14 protein-coding genes are annotated in these 21,543 nt (G+C 45.1%); 8 read left to right on the top strand and 6 right to left on the bottom strand.

Annotation, left to right across the window (positions count from 1 at the left end; translation table 11 throughout):
- The first annotated feature begins 130 nt into the window (after positions 1–130).
- The 3 genes from Q5691_RS10790 (at position 131) to Q5691_RS10800 (ending at position 4,354) form a co-directional block, all read left to right on the top strand.
- Complete coding sequence (locus Q5691_RS10790; RefSeq protein ID WP_333307835.1) at positions 131–1,555, top strand: site-specific DNA-methyltransferase; 1,425 nt, start codon at positions 131–133, stop codon at positions 1,553–1,555.
- The gene (locus Q5691_RS10795) at positions 1,536–2,534 is read left to right on the top strand and encodes a type II restriction endonuclease (protein ID WP_333211466.1); all 999 of its coding nucleotides are present in this window, start codon (positions 1,536–1,538) and stop codon (positions 2,532–2,534) included. The genes Q5691_RS10790 and Q5691_RS10795 overlap by 20 nt, the downstream gene beginning before the upstream one ends.
- A gap of 179 nt (positions 2,535–2,713) precedes the next feature.
- Positions 2,714–4,354 carry a thioredoxin-like domain-containing protein gene (locus Q5691_RS10800; RefSeq protein ID WP_333307832.1) on the top strand — a complete coding sequence of 547 codons (1,641 nt, stop codon included), beginning with the start codon at positions 2,714–2,716 and terminating at the stop codon, positions 4,352–4,354.
- 336 nt (positions 4,355–4,690) lie between these two features.
- On the opposite strand, the gene Q5691_RS10805 is transcribed toward Q5691_RS10800, so the two are convergent.
- Complete coding sequence (locus Q5691_RS10805; RefSeq protein ID WP_333211470.1) at positions 4,691–5,491, bottom strand: circadian clock KaiB family protein; 801 nt, start codon at positions 5,489–5,491, stop codon at positions 4,691–4,693.
- 197 nt (positions 5,492–5,688) lie between these two features.
- Entirely contained in the window at positions 5,689–6,960 is a 1,272-nt protein-coding gene (locus Q5691_RS10810; protein ID WP_333211472.1) for a type IV pilus twitching motility protein PilT, read from the bottom strand.
- A gap of 305 nt (positions 6,961–7,265) precedes the next feature.
- Here Q5691_RS10810 and Q5691_RS10815 point away from each other — a divergent pair, with 305 nt between their 5' ends.
- The 3 genes from Q5691_RS10815 (at position 7,266) to Q5691_RS10825 (ending at position 13,234) form a co-directional block, all read left to right on the top strand.
- A complete protein-coding gene (locus Q5691_RS10815) occupies positions 7,266–8,663 on the top strand; it encodes an amidase (protein WP_333307830.1) in 1,398 nt (465 codons plus the stop codon).
- A 267-nt stretch (positions 8,664–8,930) separates the two neighbouring features.
- Positions 8,931–10,934 (top strand): cation:proton antiporter domain-containing protein, encoded by a 2,004-nt coding sequence (locus Q5691_RS10820; protein ID WP_333307828.1) that lies wholly within the window; start codon positions 8,931–8,933, stop codon positions 10,932–10,934.
- Between the two features lie 641 nt (positions 10,935–11,575).
- Positions 11,576–13,234: an alpha/beta hydrolase gene (locus Q5691_RS10825; protein ID WP_333344811.1), complete on the top strand. Its 1,659-nt coding sequence runs from the start codon at positions 11,576–11,578 to the stop codon at positions 13,232–13,234.
- A gap of 850 nt (positions 13,235–14,084) precedes the next feature.
- On the opposite strand, the gene ilvC is transcribed toward Q5691_RS10825, so the two are convergent.
- Positions 14,085–15,134: a ketol-acid reductoisomerase gene (gene ilvC / locus Q5691_RS10830; RefSeq protein WP_333211478.1), complete on the bottom strand. Its 1,050-nt coding sequence runs from the start codon at positions 15,132–15,134 to the stop codon at positions 14,085–14,087.
- A gap of 308 nt (positions 15,135–15,442) precedes the next feature.
- On the opposite strand from ilvC, the gene gloA2 reads away from it, so the two are divergent.
- Positions 15,443–15,829, top strand: coding sequence for an SMU1112c/YaeR family gloxylase I-like metalloprotein (gene gloA2, locus Q5691_RS10835; protein WP_333211480.1), 387 nt, complete (start codon positions 15,443–15,445; stop codon positions 15,827–15,829).
- Positions 15,830–15,940: 111 nt separating this feature from the next.
- The gene (locus tag Q5691_RS10840; RefSeq protein WP_333211482.1) at positions 15,941–17,233 is read left to right on the top strand and encodes an endonuclease/exonuclease/phosphatase family protein; all 1,293 of its coding nucleotides are present in this window, start codon (positions 15,941–15,943) and stop codon (positions 17,231–17,233) included.
- On the opposite strand, the gene Q5691_RS10845 is transcribed toward Q5691_RS10840, so the two are convergent.
- The 3 genes from Q5691_RS10845 to Q5691_RS10855 are packed head-to-tail and all read right to left on the bottom strand — an operon-like array spanning position 17,200 to position 21,337.
- The gene (locus Q5691_RS10845; RefSeq protein ID WP_333211483.1) at positions 17,200–18,882 is read right to left on the bottom strand and encodes a dynamin family protein; all 1,683 of its coding nucleotides are present in this window, start codon (positions 18,880–18,882) and stop codon (positions 17,200–17,202) included. The genes Q5691_RS10840 and Q5691_RS10845 overlap by 34 nt on opposite strands.
- A 14-nt stretch (positions 18,883–18,896) precedes the next feature.
- Positions 18,897–21,008, bottom strand: coding sequence for a dynamin family protein (locus Q5691_RS10850; protein ID WP_333307821.1), 2,112 nt, complete (start codon positions 21,006–21,008; stop codon positions 18,897–18,899).
- On the bottom strand, positions 21,005–21,337 hold the full coding sequence (locus tag Q5691_RS10855) for a hypothetical protein (protein ID WP_333211487.1): 333 nt from the start codon (positions 21,335–21,337) through the stop codon (positions 21,005–21,007). The genes Q5691_RS10850 and Q5691_RS10855 overlap by 4 nt, the downstream gene beginning before the upstream one ends.
- Positions 21,338–21,543 lie beyond the last annotated feature (206 nt).

The raw sequence follows: 21,543 nt of genomic DNA on the forward strand, positions 1-21,543 counted from the left end.
GAAGCTGTTATTTCTCTGGTTTATCAAAGAAAATTTACAAGGGTGGCGACATCAGCCCATTTTTGGATTCGAGATACTGGTATACTACGATCGACAGTTAGTTATTTAATAATTTGTAGTCATGGTAAATATGTCAAGCATCTCCAACATCGCCTCTGAAGTGGAAAGTGACTTTCTGGGAGAGATTGATAACCTTGACAGGCAATTACACGATCGCTTTCAAGACAAGTTTGTAGTCCAGCCCTCGCTTACGCGACTTTTGGTTAGTTTTCAGGCTAACAAAACTAGACCCATTTATAGGTGGTACAAGTATAAGGAAGCTTTCTCGGCTTCTCTGGTAGAGTTTTTATTCCAAAAATATCAAGTCATTCAAGGCAAGATTTTAGATCCCTTTACAGGTAGTGGAACTGCTTTATTTGCTGCTAGCGACTTGGGAATAGATGGTGAGGGGATTGAATTATTACCTATTGGGCAACAAATAATTAATACCAAAATCCTTTTAGACACTGCCTTTACTCTTGATGATTTTCAACGGCTAAAGACATGGTTTAATTTGCAAATATGGAAACAATTTGAAAACCCAGTCACTCTGCCAGAATTGAGGATCACTAAAGGGGCTTACTCCGAACAAAATAAAATAGAAATTGAGCAATATCTTGGAGCTTGTTATCAAGAAAATACCAAGCTTCAATCAGTTTTAGTCTTGACTTTACTGTGTGTTTTAGAATCCGTAAGCTATACACGCAAAGATGGACAGTATCTTCGTTGGGATTACCGTTCGGGTCATGGCCAGTCAAAGAAGTCCTTCAATAAAGGTGAGGTTCTTGAGTTCAGTAAAGCTATTACCCAAAAATTTAATGATCTTGTTAACGACTTAGAACCTCCTACACAACAACTTGAGCTTTTTCAAACTCAGAATAATCAAGGCAAAATTAATTTGCATCAAGGTTCTTGTCTGAAGATAATGCCCGATTTGCCGGACTCTACATACGATGCAATCATCACATCTCCACCCTACTGCAATCGATATGACTATACTCGTACTTATGCACTAGAGCTAGCTTTACTAGGAACTTCTGAAAAGGAATTAATTAATCTGCGTCAGGAAATGCTAAGTTGTACGGTTGAAAATCACCCCAAAGATTTATTGGCTATCAATCCGGCTTGGGAAGTCGCTTTAAGTATTGCTAATTCGCAAACTCTGTTGCAGGCTATCTTAAGATATTTGGACAGCCAAAAGTCACAGGGCGTATTGAATAACAATGGTATACCAAGAATGGTAAGAGGATATTTCTATGAAATGGCTTGCGTAATACAAGAAAGCTTTCGTATCCTTAAACCTGGGGCATTTTTGTTTATGGTTAATGACAATGTGCGCTACGCAGGTATAAGCATTTCAGTGGACATGATTCTTTCTGATTTTGCTGAAAAACTAGGCTTTATTACTGAAAATATTCTCGTCTTACCAGGTGATAAGGGGAATAGTAGTCAACAGATGGGAAATTATGGACGTGCTCCTTTGAGGAAGTGCGTTTATGTATGGAAAAAACAATAACTCGAAACCTATGCGTGTTTATCGTAACCATCTTCAATCCAGTGACGATCTTGTCACAACCTATGAAGACACTCGTGCGGGTTTTGTTGCACTTGCCCTTGAAAAAAATCGACGCGCTACACCTTACGTCGCCCAAGCAAGAGCACTTCAAGAAGCTGCTGGTCAAGCTGAGAGTCCTGCTGATTTGTTAAATGTTAAGGGCATTGAAATGGGATTGTTGACTGCGGCAGGATTATCTGACAAGTCTCTTGCTCATTTGATGCCAAATGATAAAATTGAAGCTATCAATGGTCTAATCAGGAATTTTCTTGAGCCAGCAGGCACAAGTTTTGTGGAGGAATTGGTCTTTAGATTTCTACTGACTCGTGGTGACACGCTTGGTGGCTCAATGCGTAATGTTGGCGGAGCATTAGCACAAAGAAAACTAACTCGTGCTATCCTCTCGACTCTCACCATTGCTGGTAAGAGATATTACTGGCAACACTCAAAGACAAAAAAGTGGATAGCCATGACAAATGATGACACAGAAATTGAGTTGTCTTTACGTGGGATAAGTTGGGAGAGCGAGCTGGGTAATCGCACATTGATTTATAACCTAACTGTTCCGCTAGTCAGGAGCAATGTGGATTTATGTTTATTTAATCTTGCCCCGACGGAGTTGGTAGCCAGTCAATCCAGCGCAATTGACCCATCTATGGTGGCACCTTATGTTATTGCATTGGGCGAACTTAAAGGCGGAATCGATCCTGCAGGTGCAGATGAGCATTGGAAAACGGCACAAGCGGCACTAAATCGCATACGCGAAGCTTTTTTCCGGGTTGGACATTCACCTCTGACTTTCTTTGTGGGTTCAGCGGTGGCGACAAGGATGGCGGGTGAAATTTGGCATCAACTGGAAAACCGGACTCTCACTAATGCTGCCAATCTGAATGAGGAGAATCAAGTTGCATCTATTTGTCGTTGGTTATGTAATTTATAAAAGCAAAAACCGTTTTGACTCCGTGTCTGTTTTAACATCCTCCCTGACCCCCGTCTTGTGACACAGCCATCTTCGCTGTCTCCAAAAACCCTGCTTTAATCAGCTTCCTTCCCATCCTGCCAAACTTCCCGCTAAATTAAAGAAGTAAAAAAATCATTCACCCCCTACCAGGAGATGCCATGCCTCGCGTCAGAGCACCAGAATTCCCCGGAAACTACCCCTGGCTGAACACCGAAAAACCTTTATCCATTGAATCCTTAAAAGGGCGCGTCGTCCTCCTCGACTTCTGGACATACTGCTGCATCAACTGCTTGCACGTCCTGCCCGACTTAAAATACCTCGAACAAAAATATAAAGATTCCCTCACGGTTATCGGCGTTCACTCAGCTAAATTTGAAAACGAAAAAGAAGTAGAAAACATCCGCCAAGCTATCCTCCGCTACGATATCGAACATCCTGTAATCGTTGACAGCGGCATGAAAGTTTGGCAAAGCTATGCCGTTCGCGCTTGGCCAACTTTAATGGTGATCGATCCTGAAAGTTATGTCGTTGGCTTTGTTTCGGGTGAAGGCAATAGAGAAGCACTTGACGAGTTAGTTGGCAAGTTAATTGCTGAATACAAAGATAAAAATGCGCTTAATTTTAAAGAACTGCGTTTTAGCTTAGAAAAACAGCGCAAACCTGTATCAACACCATTGGCTTTTCCCGGAAAAGTGCTGGCATTTGCGATCGCTGCAACGGAGGCAAAACATCTTCACCAACAGGTTGCACTTTTGGGCGAAATGAGTCAGGAAAATGAATCTGTAGATGAAACTGTATTGCCAGGGCCTGCTAATTCAGTTATACAAAACTTAGTCGGTTCTTGCTTATTTATTGCCGATTCCGGCCACAATAGGATTGTTGTCAGCACCCTCGAAGGTGAGGTGCTGCACGTCATCGGTAGCGGCAAGGCGGGTTTAACTGATGGGGACTTTGAAGAGGCTGAGTTTTTTGCACCTCAAGGTATGGCTTTTGATGCAGAAAGTCAAATTCTATATGTTGCTGATACGGAAAATCATGCTCTCAGAAAGATTGATTTTACGACTCAATGGGTAGAAACAATTGCTGGTACGGGCGAACAAAGTCACGAAATTTCACCCCGCAGCGGCAAGGGTTTAGAAACGCAATTGAATTCGCCTTGGGATTTAGAAAGAGTTGGAAATAGACTTTTTATTGCAATGGCGGGTTCCCACCAAATTTGGGAAATGCAGTTAGACACTGGCACGATCGGCACTTATGCGGGTATTGGCCGAGAATCCTGTGTGGACGGGAATCTTGCAGAATCTGCTTTTTCTCAGCCCAGTGGCCTGTCTACGGATCGATCGGAGTTGTTTGTTGCCGACAGCGAAATTAGTTCGATTCGTGCTGTGGGTATAGATGAAGACCCGAAGGTTCGCACTGTTTGCGGTAGCGGTGAATTGTTTGGTTTTGGGGATAAAGATGGTCGCGCTGAGGAGGTAAGGTTGCAGCACTGTTTGGGTGTTGAATACGCTCAAAATTACCTCTGGGTGGCTGATACTTATAATCACAAAATTAAGCGGATAGACCACCGGGGCGGTACGTGCAGAACAATGATTGGAGATGGTACAGCAGGTTTGGTTGATGCTAAAGGTCTCAAGGCTCGATTTTTTGAGCCTTCAGGGTTGAGTGCGATCGGGCCTCATTTGTTTGTTGCTGATACGAACAATCATGTAATTCGGAAAGTTGAGTTGGATACGCTGGAAGTCACAACTTTGGATTTCCCCAGTTTGTGCGCTCCGGAGGTTTGTGTTCCTGATTAAGTCGATCGACCTTTTTCCTATTAGCCAGGGTTCTCAATTCTCCTGATTGCCCGATTGATTGTGGTCAAGTAGGGTGCTCTTCGGCGCACCTTACCACAATTTTCAAGCCAAGTAAGTTACCCTAATTATTCGCGGTGAGTGCAGTGCCTCACCCGCAGTTCATTCCTGGATGTAGAACCTCTATATTTTGGGTGTACGGCCCAAGAATACCTGACCGATAAAGTAGAACGTCAAACCACTTTTTGCGTATGACTGAATTACTAAATGTTGTTAATTCCATCGCTACTAAAACCGCGATCGCCCCTATTAAATAATCGCAAAAATCCTCGCCCCCATCTAAAATTCCGAATAACTCAGCAGCCGCACTATTTTTTCATCATCGTTCAATTCCCCGACAATTCGTCGCACGGGTTTGGGCCAGATTTTAATCAAAGTAGGAGTTGCTGAAATCTGATCTGCCTCAGCTTGGTCTGGATGTTTCAAAACATCAATTACTTTTAAAGTGTAGGGACGATCGAGGCATTGCTCTAAAAACTGGTGTAAAGTTTCTAGGGTGCGTTCGGTGCTGGGGTTGCTGCCGGAAACAAACAGACGCAAAACGTACCCTTGAGTTTGTGGCGGTGGGGTGAGTTCTGTTGGTTTGGGAAGCCGAGTTTGCTGCGCTTGCGGAAAGCCCAAGGGAGTTACTATGGAACTGCTCCAGTCCGATCGAGCTTCGGGGCTGGCATACTGTATAACTAAGTCGTGATTTTCCCAAAGTTCGGGGAATTGTTCGTGATAAGTAGCAATCGCCATCGGTTCGCACATTTCTTCGCTACGGGGATGCCACACTAAGTCGCCAGTCCCAAAAATGGCGTTCAACAGTGTTTGATGTCGCAGCACGGGGGGGTAGGCCTCGGCAGCAACCCGCACCTGCCTATCGCCTGGATCGAGCCAGGAGTCAACGGTTGCCGTGTAGCAAGGTATCAGAAAATGCGGCGGTTCTGACAAACCGAGGATCTCCTGTAGAGCTACGCACAACTGCAAATGCCACCGAGTTTGCTTGCGGGGGTCTATGCAATAGATTAAGTCTCCCCCTGGTGTAAACAGCGCAATGCCTTTGAAAAATTCCGGCAAAATAGGGCGATCGACTTTCAATTCAGTACACCAATAACAGTTAGCAGTTAACAGTTAACACTCGATTTTTACCAGTTAATAATTGACATTTGACCTTTATGAGCGGGTTTAACATTTGATAATTGATATTTGATAATTGTCAACTGTTTAAATCCCCATCCTAAAAACCTCGTTTTCAACTGTCAACTGTCAACTGTCAACTGTCAACTGTCAACTATTTAGACTCGACCTCGCAGCATCTGAGCCATTTCGTTCGGAAACGGCGAGTTCTCTACACAAAGTTCTTCAGTAATCCGACCTTCTTGATAAAGGCCGTAGAGCGACTTATTCATCGTCGTCATGCCTTCATAAGTATCTTTGATCATGATTTGATTGATTTCCTCATTCTGGCCCTTCAGAATGTATTCCTTAACCACGTCGGTATTGATCATAACGTCGTGGAAAGCAGCCCGCTTTCCGTCGGTGGTTTTACACAGCAGTTGAGCAATAATCGCCACTAGGGATTCGGAAATTGAGACCCGTATGGCATCCTGTTCTTCCGCCCCGAACATATCCAGAATCCGGTTCAGGGTCTTAACCGCACTGTTGGTGTGCAGGGTTCCTGCAACTAAGTGACCCGTTTGAGAGGCTTTGAGGGCGATTTCCACCGTCTCTCTGTCCCGAATTTCTCCTACTAGCAGCATATCCGGGTCTTGTCGCAGAGCGCCTTTGAGAGCGCTCATAAACTTGAGGGTGTGCCTGCCGACTTCCCGGTGCTTAATCAAGGATTTTTTGCTTTCGTGTACGAATTCTACGGGGTCTTCGATCGTGATGATATTGTAGGCTTTATTCTTATTGATGTAGTCGATCATCGCGGCTAACGTGGTAGACTTACCCGAACCTGTCGGGCCTGTCACCAAAATCAGCCCTTTGTGGTAGCCACATATTTTCCTAAATACCTCCGGCAGTTTCAATTCCTCCAGTGTCATTATTTTGGCAGGAATTAGCCGCAGCACCATTGCCGGGCCGGCCAAGGAGTCCATGCAACTGATCCGAATGCGGACGAAGCCGAAGTCGAAAGCGCCGTCAAAGTCTAGGGTTTTTTGGAAAATTTCAATTTCTTCATCGCTCATGCACTCCCGCAACCAGCCAAAAAACGTATCTAAATCGGTCGGTGGATAGCCGATGTCGGCAATCTCGCCCCGGGTGCGGAAGCGGGGAACTTCGTTTACTCCCAGGTGAAGGTCGGATACTCCTTCATCTTTGGCTCGGATTACTAGCTCTTTCAAACTCGGAACTCCGCCGCTGCTAGAACTCTGGCTTTTAGGTGTGGCGAAGGATTGCGGCGCTGGTGCCGGTGGCGCTGCTGGTGCGGGTGCGGCAGGCGGCGGTGCTGGCGGCATTCCTGCTGCTCTGGGGGGCATCCCTGGAGCTGGAGGGCGGGGCATTCCTGGCGGTGGGGGAGCTCCGGGTACGGGCGGGCGAGGAGCTGGCGGATGCTGTTGTGTCATATGCGCTACCTTAAGTTGGTGAGAAGGCTGACTCGAACAGATGATTTGTGGGAGTTGAACAATGCCGATCGCCATTGTGCGTCTCTTGCACAAAAGCTTAACTGTTGTTCTCAGTCTATCCCAAGATAGGGTCGTAATGCTGCACTACTAAGGAAATATTCTGCCAATTGGAGGATGCCATCACTCTCGATATATGATCAAATATGAATTTTTGACTTTTTTGGATAAATTTCTTAAGGAAAAGAGTTTGCAGCAACTCAACAGTATTAAATTATACTTTGTCCAACTATTAAGGAGTTAAACGGATGAATTCTGTCGATTGGGCTTTTACTCCTGCTTTGGAGTTGGCGAAGTCGATTCGCGCCCTGGAAGTGTCGCCTTTAGAAATTGTCAATCTTTACTTGGAACGGATCGATCGATTAAACCCTCAGCTTGGCAGTTATTTTACAGTAACGGCCGATCGGGCGATCGCCCTGGCTAAATCTCAAACCGAGCAACTAGCCGGCTTAAACAAGCCACAGGAATTGCCACCTTTTTTCGGAGTACCAATTGCGATTAAAGACTTGACACCAGTTGCCGGCGTTCCCTGTACCTATGGCACTCAAGCTTTGGTGAATAACATATCTAACTACAGCGAATCAGTGGTATGGCGGATCGAAGCAGCGGGATTTAACATTCTGGGCAAAACAGCAACCTCTCAAATTGGTTCATTGCCTTACACCGAACCCCCAGGTTTCCTGCGGGCGCGCAATCCCTGGAATTTAGAGTATACGCCCGGAGGTTCCAGCGGCGGCTCAGCGGCGGCTGTAGCGGCGGGTTTATGCGCGATCGCCCAAGGTTCAGACGGCGGCGGTTCGATCCGAGGCCCAGCTTCCTGCTGCGGTTTAGTGGGCATTAAACCATCGCGGGGGCGAGTTTCCTGGGCCCCCGTCGGAGATTACCTCAGCGGCATTTCTGCCAACGGCCCCCTGGCGCGCACTGTAGCTGACGCCGCCGCACTTTTAGATGTGATGTCAGGCTACACAACAGGCGATCCGTACTGGCTACCCGATTCAAATCCGACGTTTTTAGAAGCTTCCACTCAAGAGTTAGGCAAGCTACGAATTGCTTTTTCTACCAGTATTTCCCCTGTGGGCGAGGCTTCGGCTATCTGTCAGCAAGCGGTACTCGAAACCGTCAAGTTACTGACTGATTTGGGTCACGATGTCGAACCGGGATGCCCTGATTTTACGGGTTTAATCGAACCGTTTATCGCAATTTGGCAGTCTGGGGCGGCGGCAAGCGGTATTCCAGGCCCTGCTTTGGAACCGATGAATCGCTGGCTGTTAGAAAGAACTATTTCCGCTGGGGAATATTTGCGGGCGGTGAATCAAATGCAGGTGATTTCACGGCGGATTGTGGGATTCTTTGAAAAATTTGATGTGTTAGTTTTGCCGACTTATATGCACTCGCCAATCCGGGTTGGGGAGTGGGCAGATTTGAGTTTTGAAGAAACTTTGCAGCGAATTATTAATTGGGTTGCTCCTTGTCCGCCGTTTAATGCTAGTGGTTTGCCTGCGATCGCACTTCCTGCCATTTTAGATAACAACGGTTTACCTGTGGGAATTCAAATTATTGGGCGGCCGGCGGCGGAAGCCACTTTAATTGCTTTAGCGGCGCAGATGGAAGCGGCGAAACCTTTCCCGGTTTTAGATTTTAAATAGGGAAGAGCAAGAAATAAAAGCACGTTTCCCTTTTTTATGGGTATGCCGAATCAGGACTTGTGCGCGGCGAACAAAAAATCCGGTTTATTGCAGAATTTTCTAGTCAGCCATCCCATATTTGACCAATAAACCGAGTTGGTCGCCCAGTCATACTTATTACCAATAATGCTGTATTTTATTGAGAATCCTTCTTTAGATTGATAGATATTGTGCTTATTTTGTTTTAAAAATGGTAGCAGTTCGCTGCCAATATTTAGGGTGAAATTTATGTTAACTTCCGGCCCGATTACCGCTCCCGTTCCCGTTTTTCTAGTTCTTTTAGCAATCATGCTAATCGCCCCGCTGGTATTTGAGCGCTTGCGACTACCGGGAATAGTCGGTTTAATTATTGCTGGCGTAATTGTCGGGCCCAACGGTCTAAATTTGCTGCAACGAGACGCTACTATTGTTTTGTTAGGTACTGTAGGATTGCTGTTTTTAATGTTCCTAGCGGGATTGGAAACTAGCCTCGACGACCTCAAACTCAATGCGGACAAAGCTGTCATATTTGGGCTGGCTACTTTTTCGCTACCGATGATATTGGGGACAGGAGCAATGCTGCTGTTGGGATATAGCTGGCTGGCTGCAATTTTAGTCGCTTCTTGTTTTGCTACGCACACGCTTTTAGCGCTGCCAATTCTCACCAAATTGGGATTGATGCGAACTCAGACTATTACTACTACTTTGGGCGGGACTTTAATTACGAATGTGTTGGGACTGTTGGTGCTGGCAATTGTTGTTAAAGCTTTCAAAGGAAATCTAACTCTCGAATTTTGGCTGTTTCTCATTCCATCTCTTGCTATCTACACTTTTGCTACTTTGTGGGGAGTACCCAAAATCGGTCGCTGGTTTTTTAAGAAATTTGGACATGACGAAAATGCCGAATTTATATTTGTATTGGCCACCCTATTTCTAGTTTCTTACGCAGCAGAACTAATTGAAATTGAGGCAATTATTGGTGCATTTTTATCGGGAATTGCCATAACTCAAATTATTCCCAAAATGAGTCCCCTGATGAATCGGATTGAGTTTATTGGCAATACGCTGTTTGTGCCGTTTTTTCTGATTTCTGTGGGGATGTTAATTGACCCGCTAATTTTGGTGAAGCAGCCGCAGTCTTTGTTGGTGGCAGCAGTGATGATTTTAGCAGAGGTGGTGAGCAAGTTTTTGGCAGCTTGGCTACCGGGGAAATTATTTCGTTTTGAGTTTCCCAACATTATGGTAATGTTCGGTCTTTCTGTTGCTCAAGCTGCTTCTACTTTGGCTGCGATTACGGTTGCTTTTGACATTAAATTGGTCGATACTGAAACGGTGAACGGCATCATTGCCATGATTTTAGTAACTTGTGTCGCTTCTCCTTGGATTGTATCTCGGTGGGGTCAAGAAATGCAGCCGCCGGGGTCTAGTTTGCCGACTGCTACTTCGGGAAAGCATTCATGGGGAGAGCGAGTTTTAGTCCCTGTTGCTAATCCGAATACGGAAGATAATTTGCTGCGTTTGGCTTTGATTTTAGCCAAAACATCTCAGGGAACTTTGCTACCGCTGCATATTTTGTCCGATCGCGGGGAAGCAATTTCTCCGGCAGATAAAATGCAACAAACTCAACTTTTGACGGCTGCGGAAACTGTGGCTAACGCGGCTGCTTGTGCGGTTGAACCGATCGCGAGGATAGATGATGCGATCGATCGCGGAATTCTGCGAAGTGCAACCGAACGCGAGGCTAGTTTAATTGTTTGCGGTTGGAAGGGATTTTCTACGACGCGCGACAATTTTTTTGGCAGCATCATTGACAATGTGGTAAGGCGATCGCCCGTACCCGTACTGATTGCTCGATTTCCCGATCCTCTTCAGAATACAGCCAGAGTTATTTTGGCCATAACTGACAGCGAGTTGACTCGGTTTGGATTTCAGGAAACCGTGGATATTGCTAAGAGTTTAGCCGACGAACTCAAAGCGACTTTGCAAGTGTTGTTAGTGGCGACACAACGGGAAAAAAGCAACAAAAGTGCGGCGGAGGTGGAAATTCTTTCTGAGATACCAGTAAATCGGGTGCGGGGAAATTTTATCAAGCTAGTTTCGCAGAATTTGTTAGAACACGATTTGCTGATTTTAACAACACTTTCTCAGCAACAGAAATTGTGGGAAAAACCGGGAACTCTCAAAGAACCGGAAGCCATCGCCCGGACTCACCAAAATATTTCGATGCTTGTTGTTTATTTTCCTGTATCTTGAGGAATATTTTAACCGCAGATTACGTTATGAATCTGCATTCATCTGCGGTTAAGATTTTAGGACTAAAGCCAACTGGCAAATTAAACAAAGGTATGTATAGCCTTTCTCAGTAACATGAGGTAATCATCGGGAATAGGGCATCGGGCATCGGGCATCGGGCATCGGGCATCGGGCATCGGGCATCGGGCTCGCCCCCATACCTCACAACGCTTGAGAACGGCTATAGTTGCGATTGTGCGCTCTTTCCTAACTAAGAGCGCACAATCGCAACTACATACCTAAAATTTAAGTCCTATTTGTGACAATTGTGTAAGTCTTATATTTAATCCTAACCCAACGGAATTACTAGCAAAATTTCCGCACCTTTGTGCGGTTCGTAAATACACTAGATCGCTCTTTTCACTCGTGAAGGTTGTATTTTTTGGGCGATCGATTAAAACATCATTTAACTCGTCATCATTAGCACCCGCACAAGAAGTGCACTTAGGTACGGAATGTGCGCTCGGCAAGTAAATATGCGTAGAGACCTTGACGATCACACCCCGATGGAGACAATTTCTCGGCATCTAGGACAATTTCTCGGTATCTGGGAGAATTTTGAGAATATGGTGATCTACCCCCTCTAGTTCAATAAGGTAAAAATGAGCATCAGACCAAATTTCAGATGGTTTTCTTCGGTGGCGAGTATTTTGGGTTCGATTTCGATTAATCCTTTCAGCGGCGCGACATCCTCTGCAAAAGCTGCAGAAACGGTTGTTGTTCGCAAAGGTATTTTAGAATCGTCAATATCGGTTGAGGATTTGCGCGAACTCGCAGAAACAGGAAAAGTCCCCGCCAAACTTCAAGCTTATGCAAATCTCCTGTCTGAGGAACAGCGGAGTAAAATTTTTCGGGCGCTGCAAGCGAAAATTCCCCTAAATGTAGTCGGCCTGAGTAACTTGCTAAACACGGGCATCGGCACTGCCATCCTGACGGATTTGACTACAGTCATACCTAGGCGTGGCGGTGGGGGTGTGGAAGCCCTGCGAGCCGCTTTGGTGCAGGGAGCAAACGCGCCGGAAGGCTTATCGGTATTGACTTTCATTGAATCTTATCCGAGCTCGCGAGTAGTGGTGGATCTCGATCGAGCTTTCACAGTTTTGGGAAATATGAACGCCAGTTTTTGGCAAACTCAGCGCTTTATGGCGGCGATCGCACCTCAGTTAGCAGCGGTTAAACCCGCGTTTAAGCTGCCTTTCGATCCAACCCAGCCCGGCGCTAATGTCGTGCAGGTACGGGCGCTAGATTTGAACGATAGTGCCCGCAATCGACTTATTCCAGTTGATGTGTATTGGTCGGAAGCTGCGACAGCCGACAAACCGACGATCGTCTTTTCTCACGGGTTGGGTTCCGTCCGCACCGATTTGCGCTACATAGCCGAGCATTTGGCGTCTCACGGCTATGTAGTAGCAGCTTTAGAACATCCGGGCAGCAACGAGACGAATACCAATGCTGCGATGGCGGGGAAGTGTCCCTTGCTAGCTCCTCAAGAGTTTTTAGAGCGTCCCAAAGACATCAGTTTTGTACTCGACGAACTGACAAAATTGAACCAAACTGATGATAATTTGCAGGGGAAAATTGCGATCGACCGATGGGTAATAATTGGCTATTCATTTGGCGGCGCTACAGCCTTGTCCTTGGCCGGCGCCGAACTGCAATTGAGCGCACTCAAACAAAGGTGTCAGGGGGATTTGATTGGGTTCAGCTTAGGCGAAGGCATTCAGTGCGCGGCGGCCGGATTGCCCGAAGAACGGTATCAATTGCGGGATGGGAGGATTAAAAGAGCGATCGCCATGAATCCGATCACATCATTATTATTTGGAGAAACGGGTTTAAGTGCCATTCAAATTCCCACCTTAATAGTAGCATCTTCTGCCGACAAAACAACTCCCGCCTTAGCCGAACAAATTGCCGGCTTTCCGAAAATTCCATCTCCTAAATGGCTAGTTGGTTTGGTAGGAGGAACCCACTTAAGTGTCAAAGATCCGAGTACAACTTTAAACCAAGTTCGTCGGCCGAGCACAGTAATTACCGGCGATGAAGTTGTCGGCGACCAAGCTGTTAGCATACGCAATTATATTAAAGCTGTAAGTTTGGCTACCGCCGCGCAACTAACTGCTGAAGCTGATAAATATGCAGTTTTTCTAACACCAGAATACGCGCAATTTGCTTCCACATCGGCAATCCCGGTGCGGCTAGTAACAGAAATTTCCCCGGAAACTAATGCAGTAGTGCAAACTTTTCTTCAAGGGAATAAGTAGTGATTAGTAATTAATAATTGGTCATTAGCTAATAACTAATTATTAAGACTTGTAGCAATATCAAATAAGGTGACATGAAAATTATACTTGAGTGCGTCTTCTCGGTCGCTCCTGAGAGCACGGAGCCACACGGGAAGCTACCACTGCATTGGGAAAATTATGATTCCGATGTCAGCGGAAACGATATTACGACTAGCAGCTTTTCCTTTTGTATGGGCTGCCGCTTAGCCCCGAAGGGTGTATTTTTTTCTTAAGCTGTTTCTGATATATTTTGTCCGTGCAAGGGCAAAATATAACAAACTGCTTCCACAAACTCTACTCCCAAACTGCAATGCCTAAAAAAAATCTTATCCCGCTATTGCTTCTGTTGGCAGCCCTGTTTACCCTTTACGGTGACACTTTAACTTTTCTCCCCAAACCTGTAAGAGATACTAGCGTAGCAAGCCGAAAGTTCTTCGTCGGGTTGTGGCCAAATTGGTTGAGGCCGAGAGATTTCAACGAGCAAAGGCAACAGGATATTGATAAATTGCAAAAAAGCCCTAGCCCGAGTCGATAGTTTTGAGCTACCAGGGATAAACCCGGTTTCTCTAATAATACCTAGCCATTTTCTTGTAGTATTGTAGGTTGGGTTAAGCGAAGCGAAACCCAACAGTACGATTTTAGATTTTGGATTGTAGATTAGAGATTTTTTATCCACTCTCTAATCTGTAATCGATTAAACTTAAGATTTTAGATTTTCCTCCCAGCGGTAAGGTGTGCATTGCACACCCTACAGATAGAGGTTATGCCTCTAGGGCTGTTTTAGATTGGTCTTCCCATCTAAAATCTAAAATCTAAAATCTAAAATTGATTAGGCTTGCTTTTTCAACCAGCTAAACATAGCTCGCAAATCTTTACCAACTTCTTCAATAGGATGTTCTGCTTCCTGACGGCGCATGGAGGTAAAACCTGGTTTGCCAGCTTGGTTTTCCAGAACGAATTCGCGGGCAAATTGGCCGGATTGAATTTCGCTGAGAATTTTACGCATTTCGGCGCGGGTTTGATCCGTGACGATGCGGGGGCCGCGAGTTAAATCGCCGTATTCTGCGGTATTGGAGATGCTGTCGCGCATTTTGGCGAGGCCTCCTTCTACTATTAAGTCAACGATAAGTTTAACTTCGTGCAAACATTCAAAATAAGCTAATTCCGGTTGGTATCCGGCGTCAACTAAAGTTTCAAATCCAGCTTTAATTAAGGCGCTCAAACCGCCGCACAAAACTACTTGTTCGCCAAAAAGATCGGTTTCTGTTTCTTCGCGGAAAGTTGTTTCCAGGATGCCTGCTCTGGTGCCACCGATACCTTTAGCATAGGCCATTGCCCGATCGCGCGCTTGACCGGAAGCATCTTGATATACTGCAAACAAACTCGGAACACCTTCCCCTTGTTCGTAAGTCCGTCGCACCAAGTGTCCGGGGCCTTTGGGGGCAACCATTACTACGTCTACATTGGCAGGGGGAACAACTTGGCCGAAGTGAATGTTAAAACCGTGAGCAAATGCTAAAACATTTCCTTCAGAAAGGTTCGGTTCGATTTGTTCTTTGTAAATAGTTTTTTGAACTTCATCGGGCAATAAAATCATGATGAAGTCAGCGGCGGCGGCTGCTTTGTCTACCGGGTGAACTGTTAAACCCGCGTTGGTTGCTTTGGCTGCAGATTTGCTACCGGGATACAAACCGACAACGACATTCATGCCACTGTCTTTGAGGTTAAGCGCGTGGGCGTGTCCTTGGGAACCGTAGCCGATGATAGCAATCGTTTTGTTGGCTAAGAGGTCTAGGTTCGCGTCGGTGTCGTAATACATACGGGCCATAATCCTTGTCTCCTGAGATGCAAATTGGGTGATTGACTGCAAAACTCTCATTTTATCAAAGTAGGGTACTTTTTTTGCAGAAATTTTTAAATTAAGATTTGGACGGGGGAAAATAAAGGGCGATCGCGCTGAATTTAGCAGGGTTTCTGGCAGAGTCTGCGATCGTCAAATATAATTGTCAATAGCGTGCTGTGCATTTGGACAAACTCACATCTTGCGCCATTCTCAAGAACAGGCTTTTCTGCCTGTTCCACAAAGAGTGAATTTTGTTGTGGAACAGGCAGAAAAGCCTGTTCATAAAAAGCTTATTGAGAATGGTGCAACATCTCAGAAAAACGCAACTAACTAACTTTTTTCAGATGAAAATAAAAGCAATACATCATGTGGCTATTATTTGCTCGGATTACGAAGCCTCGAAAAAATTTTATGTAGAAGTATTGGGATGTTCCATTATCAAAGAAACTTTCCGAACCGAGAGGAATTCTTACAAACTAGATTTGCGAGTCGGAAACGGCGACACCATCGAGCTTTTCTCATTTACCCATCCTCCTGAAAGAATTAACAATCCTGAAGCTTGCGGTTTGAGACATTTAGCTTTTGCAGTTGAGGACATAGAAGCATCAGTTGCTTACTTAAAATCCCAACAAGTAGAAGTAGAAAAAATTCGCCTTGACGAGATTACAGAAAAACGGTTTACCTTTTTCCGAGATCCTGACAACTTACCCTTAGAAATCTATGAAATTTAAGGAGTATCCCGATTTTGTAAAGTCGCTCTTAAGTCAATAGGTGGGGTGTGCATTGCCCTAAAAACTGCATGATTACTTCCCAATCTAAAATCTAAAATCTAAAATTGTATAATGGACTATATCATCAGAAACACAATCACGGTCGGATTGCCTGCTTTAATGCTATTTATAGCCATAGCAGCTACAGGTAAAACAGGTGACGCAGCCGTTTGGTCGGGTTTGGTTAAAGTCGGCGGTTCCTTTGGTATGCTGATTGGTTTAGGTGTGTTGGTATTTGCAGGATTTGTTGCCAATTATTTTAGTTATTTTGTGGTAGATAGCTTGCTGGTGAGATTTTATCAAAAGCGGCGAGAGTTGGAACAGCCAGAACAACTGGTAGCAGAAATTGATAAATTGCTGATTACCAACGACCTCAAAATCAAGCTAAAATGGGCGGTGATGCACAGCATGACCAACAAAAGCCTTAGCTTGAAGCACCTAATTTTAAAATGGTTTATTATCGCAGCCACTGTAAATGCCGTATTGTCAATAGTCGGTTATTTGGGAGAATTCAACATTTTTTTTGAATTGACTTCTCATTTTAAACTACAATATCTGCTGGTTGGTTTCTCTACTTTTATATTCTTCGCTCTCGTGCGCTCAAAAAAAATATGGTGGCTGGTGAGCGCATTTTGCATTATCATTAATTTGGCGGAAATTGTTCCTTGGTATTTTCCAGCGGCCGCCTTTGCCGGAGCAACTCCTGGACAAAACCTGCGGATTTTGCATTCAAATGTTTTAACGAATAACCGACGCTATTCTGAGGTGATATCGCTGGTAAAAGCAGAACAACCAGATATCGCGGTTTTTGTCGAAGTCAGCACAGTTTGGGCGAAGGAGTTAGCCGTCTTAAGCGATATTTTTCCTTACTCTTCCAACCTGCAAGAATCTGATAGATTTGGCAGTGCAATATACAGCAAGCTGCCTTTAGAAAATGCTTCTATTAAAGCCTTTTCAAAGCGAAGAAAGAGCTTGTCTGCGGATGTGAAATTTCAAGGTAAAATCATTTCTTTGATTCTTGTTCACCCCACTGTGCCGATCAAACAGCAGAGTTTTATCGAGCGCAATCGACAGCTAGCAGGCATCGGCGAGTATGCAGCCCAAGTCAAAAATCCGGTGATTGTGCTTGGCGATTTCAATACCACAATGTGGTCGCCTTTCTATAAAAATATGGTCAAAACCGGAAACCTGCGAAATGCGCGATCGGGCTTTGGCATTTTACCGACTTGGCCGACTTTTATGCCGCTGGCTTATATTCCGATCGATCACTTTCTAGTCAGCAAAGAAATTGGTGTTTTGAAGATTCGTACTGGCCGCAATGTCGGTTCGGATCATTTGCCGTTAATTACAGATTTGGTTCTTTGAAGCCAAGATTCGATATTTTCTAACAAATTATTGATTAACTGTATCTGGTATTGCTGAATATTAGTCTGTAGCGGCTCTTTGCTGTCTTGAAAACAGATAACTTTTCCGGCGATTTCCTTGTAGTGTTGCAGCATGGAAAAAGTATCGGTACTGAAGCGAGCGAGATAGTTTTTAGCAGCCTCACTGCAAATTTCCTTTACTTGATTTAGATAAGCTTCTGACGATTCAGGCGGCTTCTCATACCCAGTTCTTTTATTCAAAATATAGCTAGCACCGCCGACTACTGCAGCTCCCACAGGCCCGCCCAATAGCCAACCTAAGCCTGTGGCGATCGCCACTGGAGCCACTTCGCCCTCGATCGACTTTTGAGCTGGAGGTGGTGGCGGCTCCGGTAAACTGACTTGCGGGGATGGAGGAAAGGAAATCAAAAGTGCGATCGGCTGTTCTTTCTCAAAGAATTCGCAAGCTTTATTTACCCATTCTGCGATGGTTTGCTGCTGATGTAAGACCTCTCTCTCAAATTTTAGCTTCCAGGCGTCAAAACTTCCTTCCTGGAGCGACAGCGCCATTTCCGATTGATACCGCTGCAAAAGTGTGGGCTGGTAAAGCCAAATCTCGAAATCGGAAACGCTGGCTTGAAAGCCTTTTGATATCAATTTTTCGGCTTTTTGTTTAATTTCAATTTTGTCTTTATGCTTCTTTTGAGCTGCGGCTATTTCTGCGGTGACAGTTTCAGCTTTGGCTCGGAGAGATTGGCAAATTTTAGTAGCTATAGCTTCAATTCTAGGCAACTTAACTGCTAGTTGTTCCTGTTGAGCTGCCACAATACTTTGCAAAGCCGATTCAAACGTAGCAATTCCTGTAGTTTGGGCTGCGGCCACATCTCCTTTTAGCCTAGCCCTCAAAGCCGGCAAAGCATCGACGCGGTAGATATTGCTGATATTGTTCGGCAAGTTCGAGCGAAAACTTTCGGCAACAAACAACAACCGATTGTATACTTGTTTTTGGTCGTCTGGTTCGAGTAGATTGAGAAAATTGGCAACAAAGACGACTGTGTTGATGTTGCGATCGCTCAACCAATCTCTCAAGTTCTCCCGTTCGCCTAAAGTCATCAATTTGCGAGCATCTAAAACCTGCACAACTAAATCAGCCGTTAGCAATTTATCCCGAACCAAATTATCCTGTTGTTCCCGATCGTTGGTTCCCGGCAAATCCAGCAATTCCACACCCGTTTTCAGGAATGGATGGGGACAATAAACATTAACGGCGGCCACATCATCCCGCATTTGTCTCGCGTCGTCAAGGATGGCATAGCGTTTCAAAACATCAGTCCCCGGTTCGCTAATTTCCGTGCCGTCTTTCAGGGTAATTTTTGCGTGCAATTCCTCGCCGTAGTTGACATAAATGGCAGCACCTGTAGTGGGCACAAGGTCGATCGGCAAAGCACGATTTCCAAGCATTGCATTGAGCAAAGTTGACTTGCCGTAATTAAACGGGCCAAAGACAGCAATTTGAAAAGTTGGTTTGGCGAGATAGTCGCAAATTGAGGTGGTATCTCGATACAGTTGGGAGTTTTTATCAAGTTCGAGAATACCGAGTGCTGATTTGAGATAGTCTGTCAGGTCTTGATAAATTGCGGGTTGTTGCATATTGTTGTTTTATTTTAAGCGGATGCTAGGAAACCTTGATATAGCGATTCAATACTCTGCGACTCGGCAGAAACATCAGCCTCCAATTTTTTCAACCGCTGCGATTCAGCCTGACAATTAATCTCGCGAGATTCCTTTTGTTCCAGCAAATTATCTAACTCAGCTTTCCGAGAATTAATATCCGCATTCATCCGATCGCCCACTTCTCGCCCGTAAACATCAAAACACTCTTTCACAGCATCGTGAATCGGCTGCCACTGCTCTTGAGCCACCTGCGGCAGATATTTCACCAACTCTTTTTTTGCCGCTTTAACCAACTGTTTGTTAGCTCCGTCTGCTTGCAAAACGCCAACACCAATCCCCAACAAAGCTAAATATAGCGGCCCCAAAACAACCCCGGTCAAACTAGCAAAAATTGTACTGACGCTCAACACAGTGATTAAATTAAGCAGGATATTTTTCCAGTCAAAACCAGCTCCTGCCATTGCTACGCCCGCCAGATTTCCGGTCGTTAACGAGAACAATCCCATCGCCCATTTTGCCCAAGCTGGCGAGTTATCTTCGTTCGAGTTGCTGACTGCTGCTGGTATTTTTTGCCCGGTCAGTTTTTCGGTGATTTTTTCAGTCACTTTCGTGTAAGATGCTCCGTAATTTGCCGCACTTTTCGATAGCTGCGAAAATGCTGAATTCATCTCTTGTTCTGCGGTGAGAGTCCAAGCTGCTAGTTTGTCATTGATGTACTGCTCTAATGCTCGTTTGAGCGATGCTTCAAAGGCTTCTCGCTTGCCTTGGCTGAAGAAATCCAGAAATTTTAGATCCGGTTGATACCGCAAAAAGTCTGTTTCAAAGGTGTTTTCTAAGTTGAGAACGTAGGCGCGGAAAGAATCTGCGATCGCCCGCGATTTACTATCTCTAACTTCGATAATTTCTTGTTGAAACTCATCCCGAATTTGAGTCAGCTTCTTAAACTCCGGCTCAACTGAATTAATTTTTTCCTTCAACTCATTGACATCGCGATCGAGTAATGGTAATCTGCGCCCAACAGCTTCGCGGACACGAGCAGAAATTTGACGCGCCAAAGTCCTCGCCGGGCGCAATTCCGAAATCGCCCTTTCCTGGGTCAAAAACGTATTCAGTGCCGCCATAAACTCGGGAAAACCAGTTCCTGTCAAATCCGCCTCCGGGTTTTTCATCCGCAGCCTGAGCGCCTTAATTGAGGTAATTGCAAACACTCGCTCGTCGTAAATATCGTGTCCTTCTGTTAAACAATATTCAGCCAAATTAGCTTGAAAAACCCGCCGCAGTTTCCCTTCTGCTTCTGCTAATTCTTCAGGATCATCCGGGTCAATCAAACTTTCCCGCACCTGATCCCAAGCATTGATCAAAAAGAAAATGCTTAATCCGCGATTTTTGATGTAATTTTCTAAATAACGTCTTTCACCCATTGTGCAAGGCTGAGTTGCTCTGAGCACAAACAAAATAGCGTGGCAGTTGTTGATGTAACCCAGAGATAATTCATTGCGGGCTTCTGTATCGTTCAGTCCGGGACTGTCTACTATTTCTATGCCTTTTTCCAGCAAAGGTAAGGGATATTCTACTACGGCACAATCGATATCGGGAAATGCTGGTTTCTTTTCTTCTTCTAAACGTTTTGCCTCAGCGGGGTCAATTGTGTAGTTCTGTTTAAAACTTTTAAAATCTAGCTGTTTGGGGCTTTTGCCGTCATTGAAATAAACGGTAACTTTTTTTTCTGAACCGTAGCGCAAAATCGTCAACAAAGCTGTACAGGGATTTACATCGCTGGGCAGTAAGTTTTCGCCGATTAACGCATTGAGAAAAGTGCTTTTTCCGCGTTTCATATCACCTAGCACTAACAGGCGAAAGACTCCTTGGCGCAAGTTTTTACTGGCGACATCAATGTCAGCGTTGTCTGTTTCTAAACCGAGTTTTCCCGATGCTTCTCCTGCTGCTAATTCTGATTGGTTGATGGCTGTGGCGATGTTGCTGAGGCGATCGGCAATTTCTCGGCGGACGGCGGCTACGCGCTCTAAATCGTTGAGAAAGTTGCTAGTTTCTACTTTAAGGTTCATGGCTGTTTCCTGATAGTTTCCTGCTTGAGCTTTCAACTTCTGTCTTCTTCAATAAACATTTTGTAAGCTATGAAAGCAATGCCTCCCACTATCAGCGCGGCTGCCAGCCAAGATGCTATGCGAACTGCAACGATAACAGCAATGACAATGCCTGTAAATTGAGCGGCTGCTATAATTTTTCGGCGCCACTGTTTGAGTTTGCCGTTAACTTGGCTGTCTGGTTCTTGGTACTTGCTTGTTAGATGTTCGGGCACTGAGCGGTCGATTTCGGCTTCTAGTTCGCGGAGCCGAATTTCTTGTTCTCGCTTCCGCAGTTCTTGTTCTTTACGCCGGAGTTCTCGGGATTTGTTGTCTGGAGAATTCATAAATTTTAGCCTGTTTTCCGCTGGAAAAATGTGTTATTTATTGTCAATGTTGCGGAGCCATAAGTTCTCTACGACTGTAACTCACCTTTTCCCCCATGTCGAGAAATGTTAAGAAATTTTAAAAAGAGCGATTCCCTACGGGATAGCTACGCTTCACGACTAATTAAGCCGATCGCCCTAGGCCCTAGACTAGCCGCTGCAAATCA

The organism is Microcoleus sp. w1-18aA5 (assembly GCF_036701705.1).
Taxonomy (GTDB): domain Bacteria; phylum Cyanobacteriota; class Cyanobacteriia; order Cyanobacteriales; family Microcoleaceae; genus Microcoleus.

Excerpts from the sequence above, each read along its gene's own strand:
- Q5691_RS10810 (WP_333211472.1), bottom strand. The coding sequence starts at position 6,960 with ATGACACAACAGCATCCGCCAGCTCCTCGCCCGCCCGTACCCGGAGCT.
- Q5691_RS10800 (WP_333307832.1), top strand. The coding sequence starts at position 2,714 with ATGCCTCGCGTCAGAGCACCAGAATTCCCCGGAAACTACCCCTGGCTG.
- Q5691_RS10820 (WP_333307828.1), top strand. The coding sequence starts at position 8,931 with ATGTTAACTTCCGGCCCGATTACCGCTCCCGTTCCCGTTTTTCTAGTT.
- ilvC (WP_333211478.1), bottom strand. The coding sequence starts at position 15,134 with ATGAGAGTTTTGCAGTCAATCACCCAATTTGCATCTCAGGAGACAAGG.
- Q5691_RS10790 (WP_333307835.1), top strand. The coding sequence starts at position 131 with ATGTCAAGCATCTCCAACATCGCCTCTGAAGTGGAAAGTGACTTTCTG.
- Q5691_RS10795 (WP_333211466.1), top strand. The coding sequence starts at position 1,536 with ATGTATGGAAAAAACAATAACTCGAAACCTATGCGTGTTTATCGTAAC.
- Q5691_RS10845 (WP_333211483.1), bottom strand. The coding sequence starts at position 18,882 with ATGCAACAACCCGCAATTTATCAAGACCTGACAGACTATCTCAAATCA.
- Q5691_RS10855 (WP_333211487.1), bottom strand. The coding sequence starts at position 21,337 with ATGAATTCTCCAGACAACAAATCCCGAGAACTCCGGCGTAAAGAACAA.
- Q5691_RS10815 (WP_333307830.1), top strand. The coding sequence starts at position 7,266 with ATGAATTCTGTCGATTGGGCTTTTACTCCTGCTTTGGAGTTGGCGAAG.
- Q5691_RS10825 (WP_333344811.1), top strand. The coding sequence starts at position 11,576 with ATGAGCATCAGACCAAATTTCAGATGGTTTTCTTCGGTGGCGAGTATT.
- Q5691_RS10840 (WP_333211482.1), top strand. The coding sequence starts at position 15,941 with ATGGACTATATCATCAGAAACACAATCACGGTCGGATTGCCTGCTTTA.
- gloA2 (WP_333211480.1), top strand. The coding sequence starts at position 15,443 with ATGAAAATAAAAGCAATACATCATGTGGCTATTATTTGCTCGGATTAC.